The organism is Phenylobacterium sp. (assembly GCF_044371015.1).
GTDB lineage: Bacteria > Pseudomonadota > Alphaproteobacteria > Caulobacterales > Caulobacteraceae > Phenylobacterium.
Window position 1 is genome coordinate 1 of the sequence record NZ_JBILUK010000036.1, and the last position, 19,821, is coordinate 19,821.

The 19,821-nt window shown below is 67.7% G+C and carries 25 protein-coding genes; 4 read left to right on the top strand and 21 right to left on the bottom strand.

Annotated features, from left to right (window positions below; all coding sequences use genetic code 11):
• The 6 genes from ACIQ3R_RS05085 to pdxH all read right to left on the bottom strand — a co-directional run.
• Positions 1-320, bottom strand: a 320-nt coding sequence (locus ACIQ3R_RS05085; RefSeq protein ID WP_397415830.1) for a protein adenylyltransferase SelO family protein, incomplete at its 3' end; no start/stop codon positions are given.
• Positions 320-1,531, bottom strand: coding sequence for a hypothetical protein (locus ACIQ3R_RS05090; RefSeq protein WP_397415833.1), 1,212 nt, complete (start codon positions 1,529-1,531; stop codon positions 320-322). The genes ACIQ3R_RS05090 and ACIQ3R_RS05085, both read right to left, overlap by 1 nt.
• Positions 1,528-2,328 (bottom strand): SDR family NAD(P)-dependent oxidoreductase, encoded by an 801-nt coding sequence (locus tag ACIQ3R_RS05095; protein WP_397415835.1) that lies wholly within the window; start codon positions 2,326-2,328, stop codon positions 1,528-1,530. The genes ACIQ3R_RS05090 and ACIQ3R_RS05095 overlap by 4 nt, the downstream gene beginning before the upstream one ends.
• Before the next feature lies 1 nt (position 2,329).
• On the bottom strand, positions 2,330-2,899 hold the full coding sequence (locus ACIQ3R_RS05100) for a carboxymuconolactone decarboxylase family protein (protein ID WP_397415837.1): 570 nt from the start codon (positions 2,897-2,899) through the stop codon (positions 2,330-2,332).
• 81 nt (positions 2,900-2,980) lie between these two features.
• Positions 2,981-4,468, bottom strand: a complete 1,488-nt coding sequence (locus ACIQ3R_RS05105) for an AAA family ATPase (protein ID WP_397415839.1) — start codon at positions 4,466-4,468, stop codon at positions 2,981-2,983.
• The gene (gene pdxH / locus ACIQ3R_RS05110) at positions 4,465-5,142 is read right to left on the bottom strand and encodes a pyridoxamine 5'-phosphate oxidase (RefSeq protein WP_397415841.1); all 678 of its coding nucleotides are present in this window, start codon (positions 5,140-5,142) and stop codon (positions 4,465-4,467) included. Before pdxH ends, ACIQ3R_RS05105 begins: the two co-directional genes overlap by 4 nt.
• Before the next feature lie 102 nt (positions 5,143-5,244).
• On the opposite strand from pdxH, the gene ACIQ3R_RS05115 reads away from it, so the two are divergent.
• Positions 5,245-5,919: a DnaJ domain-containing protein gene (locus tag ACIQ3R_RS05115; protein ID WP_397415843.1), complete on the top strand. Its 675-nt coding sequence runs from the start codon at positions 5,245-5,247 to the stop codon at positions 5,917-5,919.
• Positions 5,920-5,923: 4 nt separating this feature from the next.
• Here ACIQ3R_RS05115 and ACIQ3R_RS05120 read toward each other — a convergent pair whose 3' ends face one another.
• The 11 genes from ACIQ3R_RS05120 to ACIQ3R_RS05170 form a co-directional block, all read right to left on the bottom strand.
• Positions 5,924-6,538 carry a GNAT family N-acetyltransferase gene (locus ACIQ3R_RS05120; RefSeq protein ID WP_397415845.1) on the bottom strand — a complete coding sequence of 205 codons (615 nt, stop codon included), beginning with the start codon at positions 6,536-6,538 and terminating at the stop codon, positions 5,924-5,926.
• A complete protein-coding gene (locus tag ACIQ3R_RS05125; RefSeq protein WP_397415848.1) occupies positions 6,535-7,020 on the bottom strand; it encodes a GNAT family N-acetyltransferase in 486 nt (161 codons plus the stop codon). The genes ACIQ3R_RS05120 and ACIQ3R_RS05125 overlap by 4 nt, the downstream gene beginning before the upstream one ends.
• A gap of 6 nt (positions 7,021-7,026) precedes the next feature.
• Positions 7,027-7,992, bottom strand: coding sequence for an oxidoreductase (locus tag ACIQ3R_RS05130; protein WP_397415850.1), 966 nt, complete (start codon positions 7,990-7,992; stop codon positions 7,027-7,029).
• A gap of 1 nt (position 7,993) precedes the next feature.
• Complete coding sequence (locus ACIQ3R_RS05135; protein WP_397415853.1) at positions 7,994-8,773, bottom strand: enoyl-CoA hydratase-related protein; 780 nt, start codon at positions 8,771-8,773, stop codon at positions 7,994-7,996.
• Positions 8,774-8,808: 35 nt separating this feature from the next.
• The gene (locus ACIQ3R_RS05140; RefSeq protein ID WP_397415855.1) at positions 8,809-9,876 is read right to left on the bottom strand and encodes an MBL fold metallo-hydrolase; all 1,068 of its coding nucleotides are present in this window, start codon (positions 9,874-9,876) and stop codon (positions 8,809-8,811) included.
• A gap of 154 nt (positions 9,877-10,030) precedes the next feature.
• On the bottom strand, positions 10,031-10,429 hold the full coding sequence (locus ACIQ3R_RS05145) for a c-type cytochrome (protein WP_397415857.1): 399 nt from the start codon (positions 10,427-10,429) through the stop codon (positions 10,031-10,033).
• A 139-nt stretch (positions 10,430-10,568) separates the two neighbouring features.
• Positions 10,569-11,468: a universal stress protein gene (locus ACIQ3R_RS05150; protein WP_397415859.1), complete on the bottom strand. Its 900-nt coding sequence runs from the start codon at positions 11,466-11,468 to the stop codon at positions 10,569-10,571.
• Between the two features lie 324 nt (positions 11,469-11,792).
• The gene (locus ACIQ3R_RS05155; protein ID WP_397415861.1) at positions 11,793-11,954 is read right to left on the bottom strand and encodes a hypothetical protein; all 162 of its coding nucleotides are present in this window, start codon (positions 11,952-11,954) and stop codon (positions 11,793-11,795) included.
• A 97-nt stretch (positions 11,955-12,051) separates the two neighbouring features.
• A complete protein-coding gene (locus ACIQ3R_RS05160; RefSeq protein WP_397415863.1) occupies positions 12,052-12,588 on the bottom strand; it encodes a 2'-5' RNA ligase family protein in 537 nt (178 codons plus the stop codon).
• 326 nt (positions 12,589-12,914) lie between these two features.
• Positions 12,915-13,898, bottom strand: coding sequence for a phosphoribosylaminoimidazolesuccinocarboxamide synthase (locus ACIQ3R_RS05165; protein WP_397415865.1), 984 nt, complete (start codon positions 13,896-13,898; stop codon positions 12,915-12,917).
• Between the two features lie 46 nt (positions 13,899-13,944).
• Positions 13,945-14,295, bottom strand: a complete 351-nt coding sequence (locus ACIQ3R_RS05170; RefSeq protein ID WP_397415867.1) for a DUF3147 family protein — start codon at positions 14,293-14,295, stop codon at positions 13,945-13,947.
• Between the two features lie 104 nt (positions 14,296-14,399).
• On the opposite strand from ACIQ3R_RS05170, the gene ACIQ3R_RS05175 reads away from it, so the two are divergent.
• Both ACIQ3R_RS05175 and ACIQ3R_RS05180 read left to right on the top strand, forming a co-directional pair.
• Complete coding sequence (locus tag ACIQ3R_RS05175) at positions 14,400-15,554, top strand: serine hydrolase domain-containing protein (protein ID WP_397415869.1); 1,155 nt, start codon at positions 14,400-14,402, stop codon at positions 15,552-15,554.
• A gap of 76 nt (positions 15,555-15,630) precedes the next feature.
• On the top strand, positions 15,631-16,041 hold the full coding sequence (locus ACIQ3R_RS05180) for a hypothetical protein (RefSeq protein WP_397415871.1): 411 nt from the start codon (positions 15,631-15,633) through the stop codon (positions 16,039-16,041).
• A gap of 4 nt (positions 16,042-16,045) precedes the next feature.
• On the opposite strand, the gene ACIQ3R_RS05185 is transcribed toward ACIQ3R_RS05180, so the two are convergent.
• The 4 genes from ACIQ3R_RS05185 to ispH are packed head-to-tail and all read right to left on the bottom strand — an operon-like array spanning position 16,046 to position 18,983.
• Positions 16,046-16,492, bottom strand: coding sequence for a MarR family winged helix-turn-helix transcriptional regulator (locus ACIQ3R_RS05185; protein ID WP_397415873.1), 447 nt, complete (start codon positions 16,490-16,492; stop codon positions 16,046-16,048).
• Positions 16,493-16,542: 50 nt separating this feature from the next.
• The gene (gene rnhA / locus ACIQ3R_RS05190) at positions 16,543-17,022 is read right to left on the bottom strand and encodes a ribonuclease HI (RefSeq protein ID WP_397415875.1); all 480 of its coding nucleotides are present in this window, start codon (positions 17,020-17,022) and stop codon (positions 16,543-16,545) included.
• A complete protein-coding gene (thrB, locus tag ACIQ3R_RS05195) occupies positions 17,019-17,984 on the bottom strand; it encodes a homoserine kinase (protein ID WP_397415877.1) in 966 nt (321 codons plus the stop codon). The genes rnhA and thrB overlap by 4 nt, the downstream gene beginning before the upstream one ends.
• Before the next feature lie 54 nt (positions 17,985-18,038).
• Positions 18,039-18,983, bottom strand: coding sequence for a 4-hydroxy-3-methylbut-2-enyl diphosphate reductase (gene ispH, locus ACIQ3R_RS05200; protein ID WP_397415879.1), 945 nt, complete (start codon positions 18,981-18,983; stop codon positions 18,039-18,041).
• A gap of 117 nt (positions 18,984-19,100) precedes the next feature.
• Between ispH and ACIQ3R_RS05205 the strand changes: the two genes are divergently transcribed.
• Positions 19,101-19,778: a Tat pathway signal sequence domain protein gene (locus ACIQ3R_RS05205; protein ID WP_397415881.1), complete on the top strand. Its 678-nt coding sequence runs from the start codon at positions 19,101-19,103 to the stop codon at positions 19,776-19,778.
• Positions 19,779-19,821 lie beyond the last annotated feature (43 nt).

Genomic DNA, 19,821 nt, shown 5'->3' on the forward strand with positions numbered 1-19,821 from the left:
CGATCCGTCCCGGCCTCACGAAGCTGGGCGAACAGGAAGCCGCGCCCATCGCCCAGGTCGGGGTTGTAGCTGCGGAACTGATGGCCGTGGTAGCGCAGCGCCAAGGGTGGGTCGAGGTTGTCCGGCAGCGGTTGGAAGCGGCCGAAGTGCGCCGTCCACTCGTCGTTCGAGAGCGTCTCCAAGCCCACGGTCCGGGCCGCCCGATCATTGCGGAACCGGAGCAAGGTCTTGGGGAAGTCCGCCGCCGCCACGGGGTCGGCGAACTCGGCGCCGAGGTCCGGGAAACGGGGGGCAGGGCGATAGGCGGGGGATACCGGCATCAGACGGGCCTCCAGCCCAGGATCAGCATGGCGACAGCATAGCCCGCCACATAGCCCACCGGCACAAACCAGCCCTGCCGAACCCAGGCGACGACGGAACGTCCCTGAGGATAGATCGTCGTCAACGCCACCCCGGCGGAGGAACCGAACCAGATCATCGACCCGCCGAAGCCGACGGCATAGGCCAGGAACGCCCAGTCATAACCACCCTGCTCCAGCGCCAGCGCCGTCAGCGGAATATTGTCGAACACAGCCGACAGGAAGCCCAGACCCAGCGTGCTGACCCAACTGGGCGGGGGCAGCGCATCGACCGGCATCAGAGAGGCTGTCGCCACCAGTGAGACCAGGAACAGGGCGCCCTTGGCGGCCGGGCGGACTAGCGCCCAGTCCGGCCGGGCGAAGGGCGCGGTGGCCAGGATCGCGGCCCACACGGCCAGCCCAAGCCAGGGCGCATCGGACGGCGGATTGTCCAGCCGGTTGGCCGTGATGTTGGCGGCGATCGCCGCGCCCAGGATCACCGCCACGATGACCACGCGTCGCCAGACCAGCGGGGGGCCAGGCTCGCCGTCGACCTGAATGGGCTGCAGCCGCTGTTGCGCGCGGGCTGCGAACACCGCCACCACGGCGAAGGCCACCCCGGCCGGGACATAGGCCGCCAGCACGGTCAAAGGGGAAACGCCGTTCAGCCACATCATGGTGGTGGTGGTGTCGCCGATCACGCTGCCCGCGCCGCCAGCGTTGGCGCTGGCCACGATGGCGGCCAGGAAGCCGACGCCTACCCGGCCGCGATAGACGTGGCGCGCCATCACACCCCCGATTACAGCGGCGGCGATGTTGTCGAGGAAGGCCGAGAGGCCGAACACGACGGCCAGCAGCGCCACGCCGCCGGTCCAGTTGTCAGGCAGCAGCCCTGGCATGTGGCCAGGCAGGTTAGACTGCTCGAACTGGTTGGAGAGCAGCTCGAAGCCAACCAGCAGCAGCATAAGGTTGGCCAGGATCACCCATTCGTGGGCGGCGTGGGCGGCCAGCGCGCCCAGTCCCTCGCCGGCGGGGAAGGCGCCCACCGTCCCTTGGAACAGCAGAACCACGACAAGGCCGGTCAGCGCGATGGAGAATGCCCGCCGATGGAACAGCGCCACGCCCGCCAGCATGGCGGCGAAGATCGCGAATTCCAACGGGACGCCGTAGTGCGTGGTCGGGAAGCTCGTCACCCGATGCGGACGCCCATGCCGCCATCGACGGGCAGGATAGCGCCGGTGATGAACCGCGCTTCGTCCGAGGCCAGGAACAGGGCGGCATGGGCGGTGTCCCACGCCGTGCCCATCTTGCCGCCAAGCGGCACCCGGGCGTCGCGTTCGGCCCGCACCTCGGCCTCGGAACGACCGGAGGCGGCCGCGATGCCGGCCACCGCCATGGGCGTATCCATCAGCCCCGGCTGCACGGCGTTGCAACGGACACCGTAACGGGCCTGGGATTGGGCTGTGGAGGTGGTGAGCCGGTTCACCGCCGCCTTGGAGACCTCATAGGCAAGCTGGATGCCCCCACCCTCGGCCGCCAGCGAGGAGATGTTGACGATGGAGCCCAACCGCTGGTCGCGCATCGGCGCGAGCGCCGCCCGGGTGGCGAGCCAGGCGCCCTTCAAGTTGACGGACAGGATGCGGTCGAAGGCCCCCTCCTCCAGCTTGTGGACCGGTCCGTCACCGCCACCGATCCCCACGTTGTTGACCAGGATGTCGAGCCGACCGAACTGGGCGAGCGCATGAGCCACCATGGCCTGGCACTGCGCAGCGCGGCTGACGTCGACGGTGAAGGCATGCGCCTCGCCTCCGGCCTCGGCGATCATGGCGGCGGTCTCTTCGGCGCGCTCGGCGATCCGATCCACGCACAGCACGCGACCGCCCTCACGGGCGAACAGAAGCGCCATGGCCCGGCCGTTGCCAAGCGTGCTGCCGAGCGTCTGACCGGCTCCGGTGATCAGGCAGGCCTTGCCCTCGAGCCGCCCGGCCACCTCAGTACCCCTTCAGCTCGGGGTCGAGGGTCTGGCCGGCGTCGAGCTGAACGCCGAAGCTGTTCAGGATCATCGACACCTGAGTGTACTGGCCGGTGGTGAAGACCACGTCCATGCACTGCTTGGTGGTGAAGTGACGGCCGAGTTCAGCCCAGGTCGCGTCGCTGATGAAGTGATCCTTATGCAACTCGTCGGTCGCCCGGATCAGGGCGGCGTCGCCGGCGCTCCATCCGGCGTCGGCGCCCCGCTTGATGGCCTCGATCTCAGCCGCCGTCAGGCCGGAATCCAGCCCGATGCGGGTGTGCTGGGTAAACTCGTAGCCGGACTTGCAGAGATAGCCGACCCGCAGGATCACGATCTCCCTCTCCCGCGCCGGCAGGTCGTTGCGGCGCGACAACACATAGCCGCCCCAGGTATTGAACCTGTCGAGCGCCTTGGGCGCGTGGGCGAGCGTGCGGAAGATGTTGAGCACCCCGAGCTTGCCGCTTCGCAAAGGCTCCACGGCTGCGAGCTGGTCGGCGGTCATGTCGGCGTCCGCCAGCGGCGGGATCCTGGGCTTGCTCAGTCGCATGGCGGTTCCTCTTGGTGGTTGGGAACAGCCTACGGCGCCGAGCGGCCACGGCAAGGCGGGAACCGGCCGTCAATGTGTCGGCTAGGCCCAGGCCCAGATCTCCGCCTGCTCACCCAGTGGCGCCGTTGCGTCGATGGGAAGCCAGCCGGCGGGCGGCTCGGCGCGCTCAGCCTGGCCCCTTAGAACCTCGACGGTCGCGTCGGAGGCGTCGCCCGTCCGGGTCGCAACCCGGGCCTCCAGCACCGCCAGCGGCGCGGTCATCCAGGCGCCCTTGAAGGGCACGCCGGCCTCGGCCGCCAGGGCCTGGGCGCGCCCTTGCAGCGCGTGGTCGAGGAAGGTCGCGTCAAGTATCACGGCGCGCCCCGCAGCCAGCAGCGCCTGCGCCTCGTCCAGCATCCGGGAATAGGCCAAGGCCTGGGCCTCCGGGGCGTAGGCTGCGGGCGGGAGAGGGTCAGTTGGTCCGACCCGCGCCAGGCGCTTACGCACTTCATCGGTGCGCAACACGACCGCGCCTGGCGCCGCGCCCAGGATCGGCGCGGCCAGGCGCGCGAAGGTCGTCTTGCCCGATCCTGAGAGCCCGCCGACCGCGGTCAGCATCGGTGGCCGCGGCGAAAGGTGGTTGATCGCCGCCTCGACATAGGCGCGGGCCAGCGCCGGATCGTTCGAGTGGGCGGCCACGTGCGCGCGCACCGCGGCTCGAACCGAGAGCATCAGGGGCAGGGCAGCCAAGCCGTCATGCAGTCCGTCGCGGAAAGCTCGCGCCGACTCGTCGAGCCAGGCGGACAGGGCGCGGGCGGCCGCTTCACCGCGCCCCCGGAAGACCAAGTCCATCAGCAGGAAGGCAAGATCGTACTGAACGTCTATGTCCGAGAGCAGATCGTCGAACTCGATGCAGTCGAAGGGCACCGGCCGACCTGCCTCGAGCAGGATGTTGCCCAGGTGCAGGTCGCCATGACAGCGGCGGGCGTAGCCGATGGCCGAGCGATGCGCGAGGCGCGCGGCCTGGGTTTCCAGCTCCAGTTCGGTGAGTTCGACCAGCGTCTCGACCTGCCGCGCGTCGAGGCCTTCGCAGGTCTGGCGCAACAGGCGGGCGTTGGAGCCGACCGTATAAGCCAGAGAGGCCAGTCCGCCCTCCGGGCGCAGCGGGGCTGTGGCGTGCTGGCGCGCGATCATCCGGCCCATCGCCTCGGCCAGCGGGCCATCCACCGCCTCGGGAATCGCCGACAGCACCGCGCCCTCGTCGAACCGGCGCATCTCTAGAAGGTAATCGAGGGTTTCGCCCGTTCCGTCGAAGACCAGCCCACCGTCTATTGTTCGGGTGATCCTCCGAACCCCGCGGTAGATGTCTGGGGCGCCCGGCCTGTTGAACTCCAGTTCCCGGTCCAGCGCCCACTTGCGCCGATCCAGCGTGGAAAAGTCGGCATAACCCAGATCGGCATGCCTCTTCATCTTCCAGGCGACTTCGGGCGTGAGCGCTACGTGGGCGCAGGCTGTATCGATCACGCGCTCGGCCTGCCCTGAGAGCCAGGCCAGGATCTCCGCCTCCAGCGGCGAGAGCGAGCCGCTCAAGGGAACAGCCGGCGGGTCGTCCAGCCCTCGCCCGAACCCGACTCTCCGCGGTCGAACACCAGCCGCTCATGCAGGCGGAACGGCCGGTCGCGCCAGAACTCGAAACTCTGAGGCCTTAGACGGAAGCCTGACCAATGCGGCGGGCGGGTGACCCGGCCCAGGCCGAAGCGCAAGCCGACCTCGGCGATCTTCTTCTCCAGCGCCAGCCGGTCCGGCAACGGCCGAGACTGCGCGCTGGCCCAGGCGCCGATCTGGGCAGGGCGCGCTCGGGTGGCGAAGTACGCGTCGGCCTCCTCCGGGGTGGTGGGCGTTACGGTTCCGCGCACCCGCACCTGGCGGCGCAGCGACTTCCAGTGGAACAGCAGGGCCGCCTTTGGGTGGGTCTCGAGCTGGCGGCCCTTGTCGCTCTCGAGGTTGGTGTAGAAAGCGAAGCCCGACGCATCGACATCCTTGAGCAGCACCATGCGCACATCGGGCAGGCCGTCGGCGTCGACGGTGGCTAGCGCCATGGCGTTGCCGTCGTTGACCTCCTTCTTCACCGCTTCGGCGAACCACTCGCCGAACAGCTCGAAGGGATCGCGCTCGGCCAGCAACGGCGGCGGCTCGGCGGCGGTCACCTGGCGGACATACTCGTCCTCACTGGGCGAGGCGGGGATGGTGGGTTTGTCAGTCACGAGACGCCCTATAGCGCGCCGTCAGGGCGTCGCGCGAGGCTTAACCACGTGTTCAAACGGCGGCGCCTAGCCTCGGCGCTCATGAGTCGGCCCACACCGAACATGTCGCCAAAAGACGCCCGCGAGGTGCTGGGCGTTAGCTCGTCGTCGACCGCCGCTGAGCTGCGTCGCGCCTATCGGGTCGCAGCCAAACGCGCCCACCCGGACGCCGGGGGCGACGAAGGCGCGTTCCGGCAGGTCGTTGATGCCTATCGCGTCTTGCAGGATCCACGTGATCCGGCCCTCACCCATGCACCGCTCCGGCCGCGCGGCGCATTCCCTCCGGACCTGGAGATCACGCCCCGTCTCGCACTCGACGGCGGAGAGGTGGATCACGAACTGGCGGACGGTCGCCGCATCCGGATCACCCTGCCGCCTGGCCTGCGGGCGGGAGATCGGGTGCGGGCGGCTGGGGCTGAACTTCGGGTCTATATTCGCGCCGAGGACGGCGTGCTGGTGCGCGGCGACGACGTCTGGATAACCGCCAAGGTGGCGCCGGGCGTGCTACGCGAGGGCGGGCGTATCCGAGTGGAGACGCCGCTCGGAACGCGCAGCGTCTGGATCGACGCCAAGGCGGCGGAGCGCGGGCTGACCAGCGTGGACGGCGAGGGCCTGCCGGCCCGGGGCAAGCGGCCCAAGGGCCGGCTTTACATCCGCCTGGCGGCCGCCGGGCCGGGCGTCGCCGACAGCGCTGCCCTGGCGCTGTTGAGACGATTTGCCGCCGCCTGGGCGGCCTGAGACTTCAAGGCGCGTAGCGGGCCGCCCACTGCTCAGCGGTGATCTCCCAATAGACCGAGCGGCGGATCGAACCATCGGACCGAACGGCGTCGCGTTCGCCCATCCGGACAAACCCGGCCCGATCGATGCCCTTCTGGACGCGGATGTTATCGAGAGCGGCGGTGAGGCACATCATCCGCACGCCAAGGGTCGCGAAGATCCAGCCGAAACTGCGCGCCATCCCCTCCCCTCCGCGTCCCGTGTTCTGCAGGTCTGCCCGCATGGCTCCGCCCAGTTCGGCGGCCGACCGATCCGGCCAGATCGTGACCTTGGAGTAGCCGGCCACATGGCCCGCTTCATCCAGCGAGACCATCAGCAGGCCCTCACCGGCAGCCCGTTCGGCCAGTCCTTGCGCCACCCATGCGGCGATGTTCTCGCGGGTGAACGGGCGAGGCAAATCATAGATGGGATCTGAGACCCGCGGGTCGGAAAGCAGTTCGAGCAGGCCATCCACATGCTCGGGGCCGGCGATGGCCCGGCCCGGCGCCAGGCTTCCCGGATCGGCGGCGCGTACGGCGGCGCGGATAGCCCGCACCTCGTCGGCGCTCACCTCCAGCACGGATTTGGGCGGGGCGCTCATCCGGCCGCGAGCCTCTGCAGAGCCTCGCCTTCCATCCGGCGGGTGGTCCACTCATTCATCGTCAGGGCTCCCAGCGAATCGTAGAAGGCGATGGAGGGCGCGTTCCAGTCGAGCACCGACCACTCCAGCCGCGCCAAGTCCTCAGACGCGCAGCGACGGGCAAGGCCTGCCAGCAGCGCCTTGCCGGCGCCCCTTCCTCGCGCCTCGGGATTCACGAACAGGTCCTCCAGCCAGATGCCGGCGCGACCCCGGAACGTCGAGTAGTTGTAGAACCAGAGCGCGAAGCCGACCGGCGCGCCCGCGATCTCGACGATGTCGGAGAAGGCGCGCGGATTGGGTCCGAACAGGTCACGACGGATGTCCCCAAGCGTGGCTCGGGCCTCGTGCGTCAGCTTCTCGTAGTCGGCCAGGGCCTGGATGAACGCCAGTATCAGAGCGGCGTCATCCGCCGTCGCGGGCCGGACCCTGACATCCTCCGCCATGGCCCGTCAGACCCGAGCGCCAGTGGTCTCCTCCGAGACCGCCCAAAGCCGTTCGGCGCCTTCCGGATCCAGCGCGTGGGGCAGCACGCCATCAAAGGGACTGGCTTCCGTCCACGGCTCGGCTTGGGCGCAGTTCTCCAGATAGAGTCCGCCGACGCCTTCCAGCTCCGGGGCGAGGGCCGCCCAGACGCTGGTGGAAGCGCCCTGCTCGGTCGACTTGAAGCGCGGATTGACGTTGCCCTCCGCGTCAATCCAACCGAAGGCGATCATCTCTTCGACCGGCAGGTGGCGCTGCAGCGGAGTGCGGATGCCACCCGGCATCACCGCGTTGGCGGTCACGCCCAGGTCAGCGAAGCGGGCGTGGAAGCCCACGGCGAACAGCGAATTGGCAGTCTTGGCCTGTCCGTAGGATTCCCACTTGTCGTAAGGCCGGTTGCGATAGTGGATGTCGTCGAAGTTCACCCCGCCCCTGCGATGACCGATGGACGACAGCGAGACCACGCGCGCGGCGCGACCCTCCTCGGCGCCGTTCATAAGCGCCCGGGCCAGACCCAAGGTCAGCAGGTAGTGGCCGAAGTGATTGGCGCCGATCTGCATCTCCAGGTCCTGGGCGGTGTAGGTCAGCGGACAGGCCATGACGCCGGCGTTGTTGATCAGGATATCCAGTGGCTTGTCGCCCCAGGCCGAGGCAAAGGCGGCGACTGTCGAGAGATCGGCGAGGTCCAGATGGCCGACGCTGACCCGGCCCGGTGCGGTTTTTTCAATCTCCGCCTTGGTAGCGGCTCCGGCCTCGGCGTTGCGGACGGCAAGCGTCACGTCGGCCCCGGCCTCGGCCAAGGCGCGGGCCGTCTCGACCCCGATGCCCGATGCCCCGCCGGTGACGATGACTGCGCGGCCGGAGAGATCATGGCCGGCGGCCACTTCACGCGCCGTCGAGCGGAGGCCGAAGGCTGAGGTGATGCGGTCGGTCATGTCAGGAAACCTTTGAGAAGTCAGGTTGGCGCTTTTCGCGGAACGCCGCGAAAGCTTCGGCGGCCTCGGCGGATTTCAGCTGAGCGGCGAAGTGAACGCCCTCGTCCTGGATCCGCTGGGCGAGACGCGCGGTCTCACGCGTCAGCGACTTGGTGATGGTCACAGCGGCCGGTGGCCGGGCGGCGACCGCATCGGCGGCGGCGCGCGCCTGGGCGCGTAGATCTCCGGCCGGAACGACCGCATTAGCGATGCCCCAGGCTTCGGCCTTGTGGGCGTCTACCGCCTCACCCAGCACGAACATGGCGAAGGCGCGGGCATGGCCAATCCGGGCCGGAAGCAGGATCGACGACGCGGCTTCAGGCACAAGGGCCAGATTCACGAAGGGCGTGGTCAGCAGCGCGTCGTCGGCCAGGAACACGAGGTCGCAGTGGAGCAACATGGTGGTTCCAACGCCCACCGCCCGGCCGTTGACGGCGGCGACCACGGGCTTTTCCGCGCGGGCCAGGGCATTGATCAGCGCGCTGCCGCTGCGACGCTCGCCGCCTGGCTCCGGCGCCCCGGCGTTAGCGGCCTGGAAGGAGCTCAGGTCATTGCCGGCGGTGAACATGTCGCCATTGGCCTGGATCAGGATGCAACGCACGGCCGGGTTGGTGTTAGCGCCGTTGATGGCGTCGCCGAGGGCCTCGTACATCTCACCCGAAAGCGCGTTCTTCTTCCCTGGGCGGTTCAGGGTCAGCGTCAGCACGCCGCCGGTGAGATCTATGAGGACCTGGTCGGTCACGGACGCTCTCCTTCGCGAGTTTACCGCGTAAGCCTTTAGGCCGCCGCGCGGTACCAGTCGACGCCGTTGGGGTCGCGCTCGCGCACCGCCTCGCCCCGCGCGATCAGACAATTGAGGTGGGCCAGGCTCTCGCCGGTGGCGAGACCTAGAAGGCCCTCGTCGATGCGGCGACGGAACAACACGGAAAACACATCCACCACGCGCTTGGGCTCGGTGAGAAACGCCCGCAGCCGGAGGAGGCCGCGCTCATGACCGCCGATCAGATGGTCCAGCCGGGCATGAAGGCCGAAGAATGGATCGTTGTGGGCCGGCAGCACCAACACATCGTCGGGGATGCGGGTCCTGATTGCCGCCAGCGAGGTCAGCCAGTCGGTGAGCGGGTCGCCGTCCGGCTCGGTGGGGAACACCGAGACATTGGAGGAAATCTTGGGCAGCACCTGATCGCCCGAGATCATCAGCTTGAGGTCCGGGCAATAGAGGCAGGCGTGCTCCGGGCTGTGGCCCGAGCCGACCACGATCCGCCACATGTGGTCGCCGATCATGATTTCGTCGCCATCGGTCAGGCGGCGGTAGCTGTCGGGCAGTGCGTACATGCCGCGACCAAAGCCGCCGAAGCGTGCGCGATAGGTCTCCAGCGCTTCTTCGTCCCAACCCGTGGCGCGGAAGAAGTCGATGGCGTCCTGCGGGGCCTCCCGGCCGGTATCGGCGGCGAGCGAGCGGCAGGTCATGAACTCCAGCCGGGTGATCCAGAGGCGCGCGTCGAACTTGCGGGTCAGATAGCCCGACATGCCGATGTGGTCGGGATGCATATGGGTGACAAAGACGCGGGTCACGGGCTTGCCCTCGAGCGGACCCTTCAGCGCCGCCCGCCAGGCGTTGCGGGTTTCAGCCCCGCCGATCCCGGTGTCGACAATAGCCCAACCGTCGCCGTCGGCGATGGCCCAGACATTGATCCAGGCCAGCGAGCCGCCGAGCGGCATGCGCAGCCACTTCACCCCCGGTGCGATGTCAACCGCCTCGCCGGCCTTGGGCGCCTGGTCGAAAGGATAGGTGAGCTTGGGGCGATGGCTCTCCCACGCCGCCTGTTCGATGCCGTCCCGCAAAACCGGTGTTCTCCCGCCCGCCAGACGGTCAGTATCGACCCCTTTGCCCGAGGACGCCAGACGGGTGCGCGAGGCGCGCTCCACCATTCCGTTTGCAGGCGCGGATTGAACCAAGCCGTTCCCGATTCCCCGTACGTCAGGCGGCGCTAAACATTCAGTTTCCCTGCAGGCTATCAAAATAGGCGATGAGGTCAGCAGCCTCGGCAGTGGTGAAGGTGATCGCCGGCATGCTCTCGACGCCGTGCGCGGAGATCTCGGCGAACCGCCGTTCAAGTGCGATCGGGTTGTAGCGCCGCGCCAGTCGATAGAAGGCCGGCCCGTCACTGGCTCCGCCATCGTCCAGGCCGACCGTGTGGCAGCCCGAGCAACGACGGACGGCGAAATCGCGCCCCCTTTGCTGCTGGGGATCAAGGCTGGGAAGCGAGAAATCCGCGGATCGTGTCGCAGCCCTGGGCGCTGCGGTATCGGTAGCACATGCGCTCAAGGCGAGTCCGGCGACGCCGATCAAGGCGGCCAAGCCGACGAGTCGGGCCCATGATGTGGCGGCGATCATGGCGCTGACCCGCCAAGACGAACGACGCCTGCTGGAGGGCTCAATGTGAGACCGCCGCAGTGAGAATAGATTGGGACCATCGGTAGACTCCTTTGACGGTGGGAGCCATCAGACTCCCGCCCCGTTTGGGTCGACAAAGTCAGTGACTCAGGAGGACAAAGCAGCCGGGCCGGCGGAGGAAGCTTTCCGTAACGCCGCCAAACGCCCACTCGCGCAGGCGGCTATGTCCGTACCCGCCGGCGACGATCAGATCGGCGCCGATTTGCTCGGCGATCCTCTCCAATTCTCGCTCGACCGCGTCGGTCTTGGTGGTTGTCATCAACGGCACGGCGTGGACGTCATGACGTCTCAGATTGGCGACCACATCATCAAGTTCGACGGCCGCGACGGCCGCAGCGTCCGGATCGACGATCGCGTTGACCACGACCTTGTCTGCGCGTTGCAGGAACGGCATGGCGTCAGTGAGCGCCCGGCGGCACTCCCGCGTGTTCTTCCAGGCCACTAGGACCGTATCGCCCATCAGCTGACTGCGCGTGGCGGGAACAATCAGCAGCGGTCGACCAGCGGTCATCAGCACCTCCGCCGGATCGGCTGACACCAGGTCGCCGCGCTCGCTCTTTGGGCTGACCACGATCAGGTCGACGGCCCGCGCCATGGAGGCGAGCGCCTGATGGGGATACGTCTGGATCATACGCCATTCGATGTCAGCACCGGCGGCGTCACGGCGGAACGCGGCCTCGGCGGCCTCTAGGTTCCGGGAGATCTGCTTCTGCACGAGTCCGGCGAACTCAGCGCCACTGTAGGTCATGAAAGCGCCCGACGTGTAAGGACCAGGGTCAAAGGTCTCGGCGCCCAGGCCGATCAGATGGGCATTCAGACTTTGCGACAGTTGCGCAGCGACTTCGACCCGATGGGATGAATTCACGCCCGGCTCAACATGGATCAGGATCGTAGCATAGGTGCTGGCGCGTATCGTCGCTTCGGTCAAAGCGCGTTCCATCGTCGCTTGCATGGCAACCTCCTTGAAATTCAGACGCAACCGGAGCGTCGCCTGGGGCGCTCAGGCGCATCAGGTCGAGTTCAGTGCGCCAGTCGGGCGCTGTGCGAAGACTTTCGCCAGCCTAGGTTCGACAGGATCGTTGGTACGCCTCGCCGTCTCGCACCGACACTTCGGAACGGCCCTTAGGTACCAGTACCTAGGGACCTTGGGCGCTGGTGACACGATACCTGTGCACCACCGCGCTCTCGCCCCGCGAGGCGTGATGCCCGAACAGGGACATGGCGCCCCTGGCGCCGGATTCATCGATTGCTTCCCGGTATTCCCGGATACCGGCTCAATTGCGCGACGCCCCTGGAACGTGCACTAAACCAGCCCGGCGCGCTGAGCGATCACGACGGCGGCGATGATTAGGATCAGCGCCTGGATGATCATGCCGAAGGGCGAAGGCAGCGGCAGCTTCTGCGCCGCCCAGGTGAACAACGCCGCTACAATCAGCACCAAAAGGGCGAACACGAGAATTGACATAGGGAGCCTCCTCAAGCGGCGGCGCCGCGTGCCCAGCTAAACGTGTGTCGGGGCAGAGCGGTTGCATGGCCCGTTGAGGCGTGATCGGCAGCCCGCCTCAGCCGAACCAAGAGGCCTTCGAGAGTTGGATCTCCGCAAGCAGGTGGATATCCGCTCCGCTGCGGGTTTCCACCAGCAGGGAGTCTATGTGTCCGTGGATGTCGATGCCGCCCTGGTTCAAGGCCAGGGCCAGGTCGCGGGCCTCGGAGTAGTCCCGCGTGGTCGCCACGGTCACATGTGGCAGATAGGGGCTGTCCTGCCGCAGGGCGCCCCTCAAAACCCCGGCATGCAGCGCATCGTGCAGCTTGAGGATCGCGCCAAAGCCCTCATCCGGAATCAGAAACACGTGGAAGCGGCCTATGGCCTGCTCAGGCACCACCAAAGCCGATCTCAGGCGGAACCTGATGGCGTGGCAATCCTTCGTGTAAAGTCGCGCGGCCCTCAGGAAAGCCGCCTGCTGGATGCTGAAATTCGAGAACACCAGAGTGAAATATGGCGTGCCTCGGCTCCCTGCCCGGCGCGACCGTATGTCAGTCAGCCAAGCCAGATCGGCCTTATTGAAGTGCGGAACGGCGATGACCTCAAGCGCTTCCACCGGGTCTCCTCGCCCCAGGGCCCTTCGCCCCAGGGTCTGATTGCCGACGTCGGCGTCGGCGGACCGGATTAAGACGCGACAATCGTCGCTGTTTGCTGAACGCGGCGACGACCCAACCGGTTGGAATGTCGGCAATGCCGGGACGGGGACTTCCTGAGCGGTATCTGACGCGAGGTCATGAAATAGGCGCGCTGCGAGGTTCGTGTCCCCGATTTGCGCTTCGGGCCGCCACGCAGGTCATCGACCTCCGTCAAGCCGCTGAGGCCGGGGGATAGGTAAGTCGCCCCCGATCCTCTCCGCCGGATCGGCTCCGCCCAGGCCTCTACCTAGCCAGCGAACACGGACAACGCCGCCATCACCCGCTCTTGCACTGGCGGCGTGGGCCGGGGCGGGTCGAAAGTGTGGCCGGTTATGCGCTGGTAGGCATCGACGTAGGTCAGCGCGGTCTTCCAGATCAGCGCCGCCGGGATCTCCGGAATCGGGTCTTTGTAGGGATCACAACGCGCGGCGACCCAGGCGCGGATCACGTCCTTGTCGAAGCTGTCGGGCGACTGGCCGGCGGCCAGGCGCTGCGCATAGGTGTCGGCGCTCCAGTAGCGGCTGGAGTCGGGCGTGTGGATCTCGTCTGCGAGACGGAGCGTTCCCTCCGCGTCGATACCGAACTCGTACTTGGTATCGGCCAGGATCAGACCGCGCTCCGTCGCCAGGGCCTGGCCGCGGGCGAAGAGCGCCAGGGCGGCTTCGCTCACTTGTCGCCATTGGGCCTCAGAGAGCAGACCGCGCGCCAGGATCTCGTCCTCCGTCAGCGGCTCATCGTGCGCGCCGTCGGCCGCCTTGCTGGTCGGGGTGATGATCGGGGTCTCGAGCGCCTGGTGGTCGGTCAGGCCATCAGGCAGCCGATGGCCGTACATCTGCCGGCGGCCGGCCCGGTAGAGGGTGAGGACTGAGGTGCTTGTAGTTCCGGCCAGATAACCGCGCACCACGATCTCCACCGGCAGGATCCGTAGGCGTCGGCCGACCACTATGTTGGGGTGAGGATAATCGAGCACGTGGTTGGGGCAGAGGTCGGCGGTGCGCTCGAAGGCCCAACGGGCGATGCCGTTCAGCACCTGGCCCTTGAACGGAATGCAGCAGAGCACCCGGTCGAAGGCTGATAGCCGGTCGGAGGTGACGAGGATGCGCCGTCCGTCCGGCAGGTCGTAGTTGTCCCGCACCTTGCCGCGATAGAGACCCGGCAGGCGCTGATCGATCGCCTCATCCAGCACCTGATGGGCGCTGGCCGCCAACCGGGCTTCATCCAGTGTGGACATCGTGGTCTCCCGAACCTGCCCAATGAGGTCTTCCAGGATTCTGGCCCTAGAGCTTGAGTCCAACCCTCGGCCCAAGCTGGAGCATGAGCAGGTAGAGGATCACGGTCAGCAAGCAACCGGCGCCGAGGGCCAGCCAGAAATCAAGCCCGCGCCTTAGCAACCAGGGCGCCAGCAGAAACATCGGCAGCGAGGGCAGCACCAGCCAAAACGTGGCCTCGGCGTGGGCCGCAAGTCGATCTGGTTCGCCGGTGTCGCGCCAAAGCCAGATCATCCCAAGGATCGAAACCAGTGGAAGCGATGCGATCAGCGCGCCGAGGCCCGGACTGCGTCGAGCGGCTTCGGAAACCAGGGCGATGATCACGCCGGAGAGCGCGGCCTTCACGATGACGTAGAGCATCCTTGATCCTCTGTTCGCTCGGACCGTAACCTGATCTTAGACATCGCGTCAGCGCCCGCCGACCGTGCCGCCGCCGCACCGCCCCTCAGGAATCGAGACATCCCATGCCCTCACTCGCAGACCGCCCCGACGCCGCTCTGGCGGCGAAGCTGGACCCCATCATTGACTCGGCGCTGGCCGAGGGCCGAGTGGCGGGCGCGGTTGCGCTGGTGGCGCGCGGCGGAGCGGTGGCCTATGCGCGGGCCGCCGGTCATGCCGACCTCGAAGCCGGACGGGCGATGACGCGCGATGCGATCTTCCGCGCCGCCTCGCTCTCCAAGCCGCTGGTGACGGCGGCGGCGCTGGCGCTGGTCGACGCAGGCGTGATGGGCTTCGACGATCCGGTGACCCGTTTTCTGCCCGACTTCCGGCCCAAGTTCGGCGAGGCGGAGCCGCCTATCACCATCCGGCATCTGCTGACCCACACGGCGGGCCTTTCCTATGGCTTCATGCAACCCGAGGACGGGCCCTATCGGAAACTAGGCGTATCCGACGGCATGGATCAGCCGGGTCTTTCGTTCGCCGAGAACCTCGGGCGGATCACGGAGGCGGGCCTGATCTTCCCGCCCGGCGCGGCCTGGCTCTATTCGGTCTCGATGGACGTGCTTGGCGCAGCCATGGAGCAGGCGGCGGGCAAGACGCTGGACGACATCATGGCCGAGCGGGTGACCGGGCCGCTGGGACTTGCCGACACTGGCTTCCATGTGGCGGATCGCGCGCGGCTGGCGCGGGCCTACGGCGACGGGCCGCCGCCGGTTCCCATGGGCGAGACCCATGTGGCGCCCTTCGCGGGCCTGTCAGGCATCCGCTTTGCACCGGACCGGATTTTCGACCCAGGCTCCTTCCCGTCAGGCGGGGCGGGCATGGCCTGCTCGGCGCCCGACTTCCTGGCCTTCCTGGAGGCCATTCGGACTGGAGGCGGCGGTGTCGTCGCGCCGGAGACGGCCAGGTCGATGATGACCAACCAGACAGGTGACCTGCTGATCGTGACCAGCGGGCCGGGCGTTGGTTTCGGGTTCGGCGGGGCAGTGATCGCGGATGCGTCGGTGGCCGCATCGCCGCTGCCGCAGGGTAGCTGGCTGTGGGGCGGAGTCTATGGCCATAGCTGGTTCGTCGATCCGGCGCAGGAACTGAGCGTCGTGCTGATGACGAACACCGCGACCGAAGGCATGAGCGGGCGCCTGAGCCAGGAACTGCTGGCGGCCGCAGCCCAGGGATAGACCAACGGAGCGTTAGGCATTTGCCTTGTAGTTTGTTCGCGCCTGTATTTCCGGGCGGCTGCAGCGAGCGACTGTGATGAGCCGAGTCGTCGGAACCCGGCGCGCACCGAGTGACCACTTCGAGCCGGAAGAGGATTCAGACCCGAAGGCCCAGCGGCTGCTTCGAGGAGCGTTGGAGCAGATTGACGTCACGGCCTATGCGGCCAACAAGAAACTGCTGGGTTCGGCGCTGGCCGGCGTTGATATCGAGGCATTCCAGCGTATGGCGCAGGCGACCGCGATGGCCCGGGCCCGCTGGATTGTGGGCGCGCTCGCCACCACTGAGAACGGCCAGCCGCCTTCGGGCCACCAGATCGAAGCCGTCGCTCAATTGCGGGCGGCCTTCGAGGAGCTGACCGCCGCCTATGAGGGCATGCGCCGCATGGTCGAGCGCGGCTATCTGGTCGCGCCAGCCCCGCCAACCCCGCCAGCCGACCCGGTCGGCTAAAACTTCAGGGGACCTCGGCCATCCAGACCCGAAGCGCGCGCAGGAACGGCAGCGCCTCGCGGAACTCGCGTTGGGTGAAGCCCTCGCGCAGCTTCTCCACCTTGGGCCGGATCGCCGCCATGGCCCGACCATAGGCTTCGCGCCCGCCCGACGTGATCCGGACCAGCTTTCGTCGCCGATCGACAGTGCAGCCCTCCACCGACACCAGGGCGTTGGCCTCCAGTCGCTGGAGCGTGTGGGTGATGGCTGCGGGCGTCATTTTCAGGGCTTCGGAGATCGCGGCGGGAGTAAGTTCATCGCCTCGGCGCATGATCAGCGAGAGCACCTCATACTGCGGATAGGTCAGCCCGACCGGCAGCGCACGAGTGACGGCCATGCGCACCCCGTGCTCGATCATGCTGATCTCGTCAAAGACCTGGACCTCGGGATGTTCCTCGATGACGGCGGGCATGCCGGGCCTCCTTAACAATCGATGCAGCCTCACATTCGATTCTGAAGAAACTATTTCGATATCGAATGATTGACGTCGATCAATTGGGGGTTCGCGCGCGCATCCTCAAGGCCCTGGCGGGCAAGGGCGTCAGCCCGTTCATTGAGCGGATGGCCCGCATGGCCCTTAACCCACCGCCAGCTGACATCATGCCGCGCCCGAGCCTCGTCGAGCCGGCGCCAGAGGTCGTCGTTCTTGACCGGCTTGTTGTCGGCGGTCTTCCAGCCCCGGCGCTTCCAGGCGTGGATCCACTCGCCGATGCCCTTCTGGACATATTGGCTGTCTGTGTGGAGTTCGACCTTGCAGGGCTTGGTCAGGGCCTCCAGCGCCCGGATAGCGGCCATCAGTTCCATGCGGTTGTTGGTGGTGGCGGGCTCGCCGCCGGAGAGCTCCTTCTGGGTCTCGCCATGGATCATGATGGCGCCCCAGCCGCCCGGCCCTGGATTCCCGGAGCAGGCGCCGTCGGTGTAGATCACCACCTTGGGCGTCACGCTGGATCCCCGAACAGCACGAGGTCGGACGCGCTACGGTGGACGGCCAGCTTGCGCTCGTATTCCAGCGGATCCTTGGGACGGACGAGCGCGCCGGCCGGCGTCGCACCCCAGTCGTGCAGCCGGGTCAGGAAGAAGCGCATGGCCGCGCCGTGGGCCAACACCGGCAGGGCCGCGCGCTCGGCCGCACTCAGCGGGCGCACCGCCTCATAGCCCGAGACCAGGGCCCGGGCGGCGGTGATGTTGAAGCTGCCGTCGGCCTCGAAGCACCAAGCGTTGAGCGCCACGGCCACGTCGTAGGCCAGGGCGTCCTCACAGGCGAAGTAGAAGTCTATAGCGCCGGCGAACCGTCCAGCGCGAAAGAACACGTTGTCGGGGAAGTAGTCCGCGTGGATCACGCCCTGCGGCAGACCGGAGGGCCAGTTCGCCGCCAGACGCGCCAGGTCGGCCCGGATGGTGGCGGCCAGCCCCGGCTTCAGGCCCTCGGCCGCTTCGGTGAGGGGAGCGAACATCGGCGCCCAGGCCGCCTGACCCAGATCATTCGCACGACGGAGTCCGAAGCCCTCAGCGGCCCGATGCAGCGCCGCCAGCCCTTCGCCGGCTTCCCGACAGTGAGCGACCGTTGGACGACGCACCGAGAGGCCCGGCAGAAAGGCCACGATGGCGCAGGGCTTGCCGCGCACGGTCTTGAGCACCGCGCCGGACCGATCCGCCACCGGCGCCGCCGAAGGGAAGCCGCGATCCGCCAGCCAGCGCATCAGGCCCAGGAAGAACGGCAGATCCTCGACCGCCACGCGGGCCTCGTAGACCGTCAGGATGAAGCGCCCGGCCTCGGTTTCGAGGAGAAAGTTCGAGTTCGAAACACCTTCCGCAATACCCTTGAACGCCAGGGGCTGGCCCAGGTCATAGTCGGCCAGCAGCTTGGCCAGCTCGTCGTCGGAGATGTCGGTGTAGACCGCCATGGGGCGGGGAGTGCGGCGCCGCGGATTGCGGGTCAAGACGCCTTGGGCCGCCCTCTAACCCGCCAGGGCTCTAGGCAGCTTGAAGGTGACCGTCTCCCGCGCGGTGTCGATCTCTTCGACGGTGACGGCGAAGGCCTGGCCCAGACGGTCGATCAGGCCTTCGACCAGAACCTCCGGCGCCGAGGCGCCCGCCGTGACGCCGACCGTCGAGACGCCCGCCAGCCAGGCCGGGTCCAGAGAGCCGGCGTCATCGATCAGATAGGCCCGCGCACCGGCGCGACGGCCGACTTCGGCCAGACGCACCGAGTTTGAGGAGTTGGCGCTGCCGATCACCAGCAGCACCTCGGCGCGGGCGGCGATGGCCTTCACCGCCTCCTGGCGATTGGTGGTGGCGTAGCAGATGTCTTCCTTATGCGGCGCAGCGATGGCCGGGAAACGGGTGCGCAGCGCCTCGACGATCTCGGCCGTGTCGTCCACCGAGAGCGTGGTCTGGGTGACGAAGGCGACGTTGGCCGGGTCGCGCGGCTGGAAGGCCTGGGCGTCGGCCACGGTCTCGATCAGGGCCACGGCGCCCTGCGGCAGCTGGCCCATGGTGCCGACCACTTCAGGGTGGCCTTCATGGCCGATCAGCAAGATCTCGCGGCCGGCGGCGTAGTGCCGCTCAGCCTCCACATGCACCTTGGAGACCAGCGGACAGGTGGCGTCGAGATAGATCATCTTCCGCGCCCGGGCCTCGGCCGGCACCGCCTTGGGCACGCCGTGCGCCGAGAACACCACCGGCCGGTCCGTCGGGCATTCGGACAGTTCCTCCACGAACACCGCGCCCATGGCCTTCAGCCGATCCACCACATGTCGGTTGTGGACGATCTCGTGGCGCACATAGACCGGGGCGCCGTGTTTCTCGATGGCGCGCTCGACGATCTGGATGGCGCGGTCCACCCCGGCGCAAAAGCCGCGCGGACTGGCGAGGAGCACGGTAAGCGGCGGACGGCTGGGCATAGGCCGCAAGGTAGTGCGACAGAGACGCCCCCGCCAGTCGCGTTGCCGCCGCAATCGTCCCGCTGTAATCAGGCCTCCACGCCGCTGCCCGCGGTCACCTGTTTCGAGACGCCCGCCATGCGCCGTTCCCTGCTCGCCGCCGCCGCCGTGCTGTCGGCGCTGACCGCCCTGCCCCAGTTCGCCTACGCCCAGGGTCGCGACCCAGAGGCCGACCAGCGCCGGCAGGAGCAGGAGGCCGCCAAGAAGCGCCGCCAGCGCGAGGAGTGGGGCGATGTCCAGGCGCCGCTGCCGCAGCTGCGCAACGCGGGGCCCTGCCCGTTCGTCAAGTCGCTGTATGACGCGTCGCGGTTCATCGAGTTCAAGGACGGACGCGAAGCCTCTTCGGCCGTCACCTGGTCGGGCGAGATCCAGGGCGTCTCGGCCGGCTGCGCCTACAAGGACGACCAGCCGATCAAGGTGACGATGGAAGTGCTGTTCGAACTGGGCAAGGGCCCGCAGGCCGACAACCGTCGCAAGACCTATCGCTATTGGGTGGCCGTGACCGACCGCAACCGCTCGGTGCTGGCCAAGGAGACCTTCGACCTCGACGTCAACTTCCCCGAGGGGCAGGATCGCCTCTACCTGACCGAGGAGATCGGCGAGATCACCATTCCGCGCGCCGGCATCGGCACGTCGGGAGCCAATTTCGAGGTTCTGGTCGGCTTTGAGGTAACGCCGCAGATGGCGGCCTTCAACCGCGAGGGCAAACGCTTCCGGCTCAATGTCGGCCAGGCGGGCAGCCAGACCACCCCATGAGCGACCTGAAATCCACGCTGGGCGAAGCGGTGGAAGCCGCCTT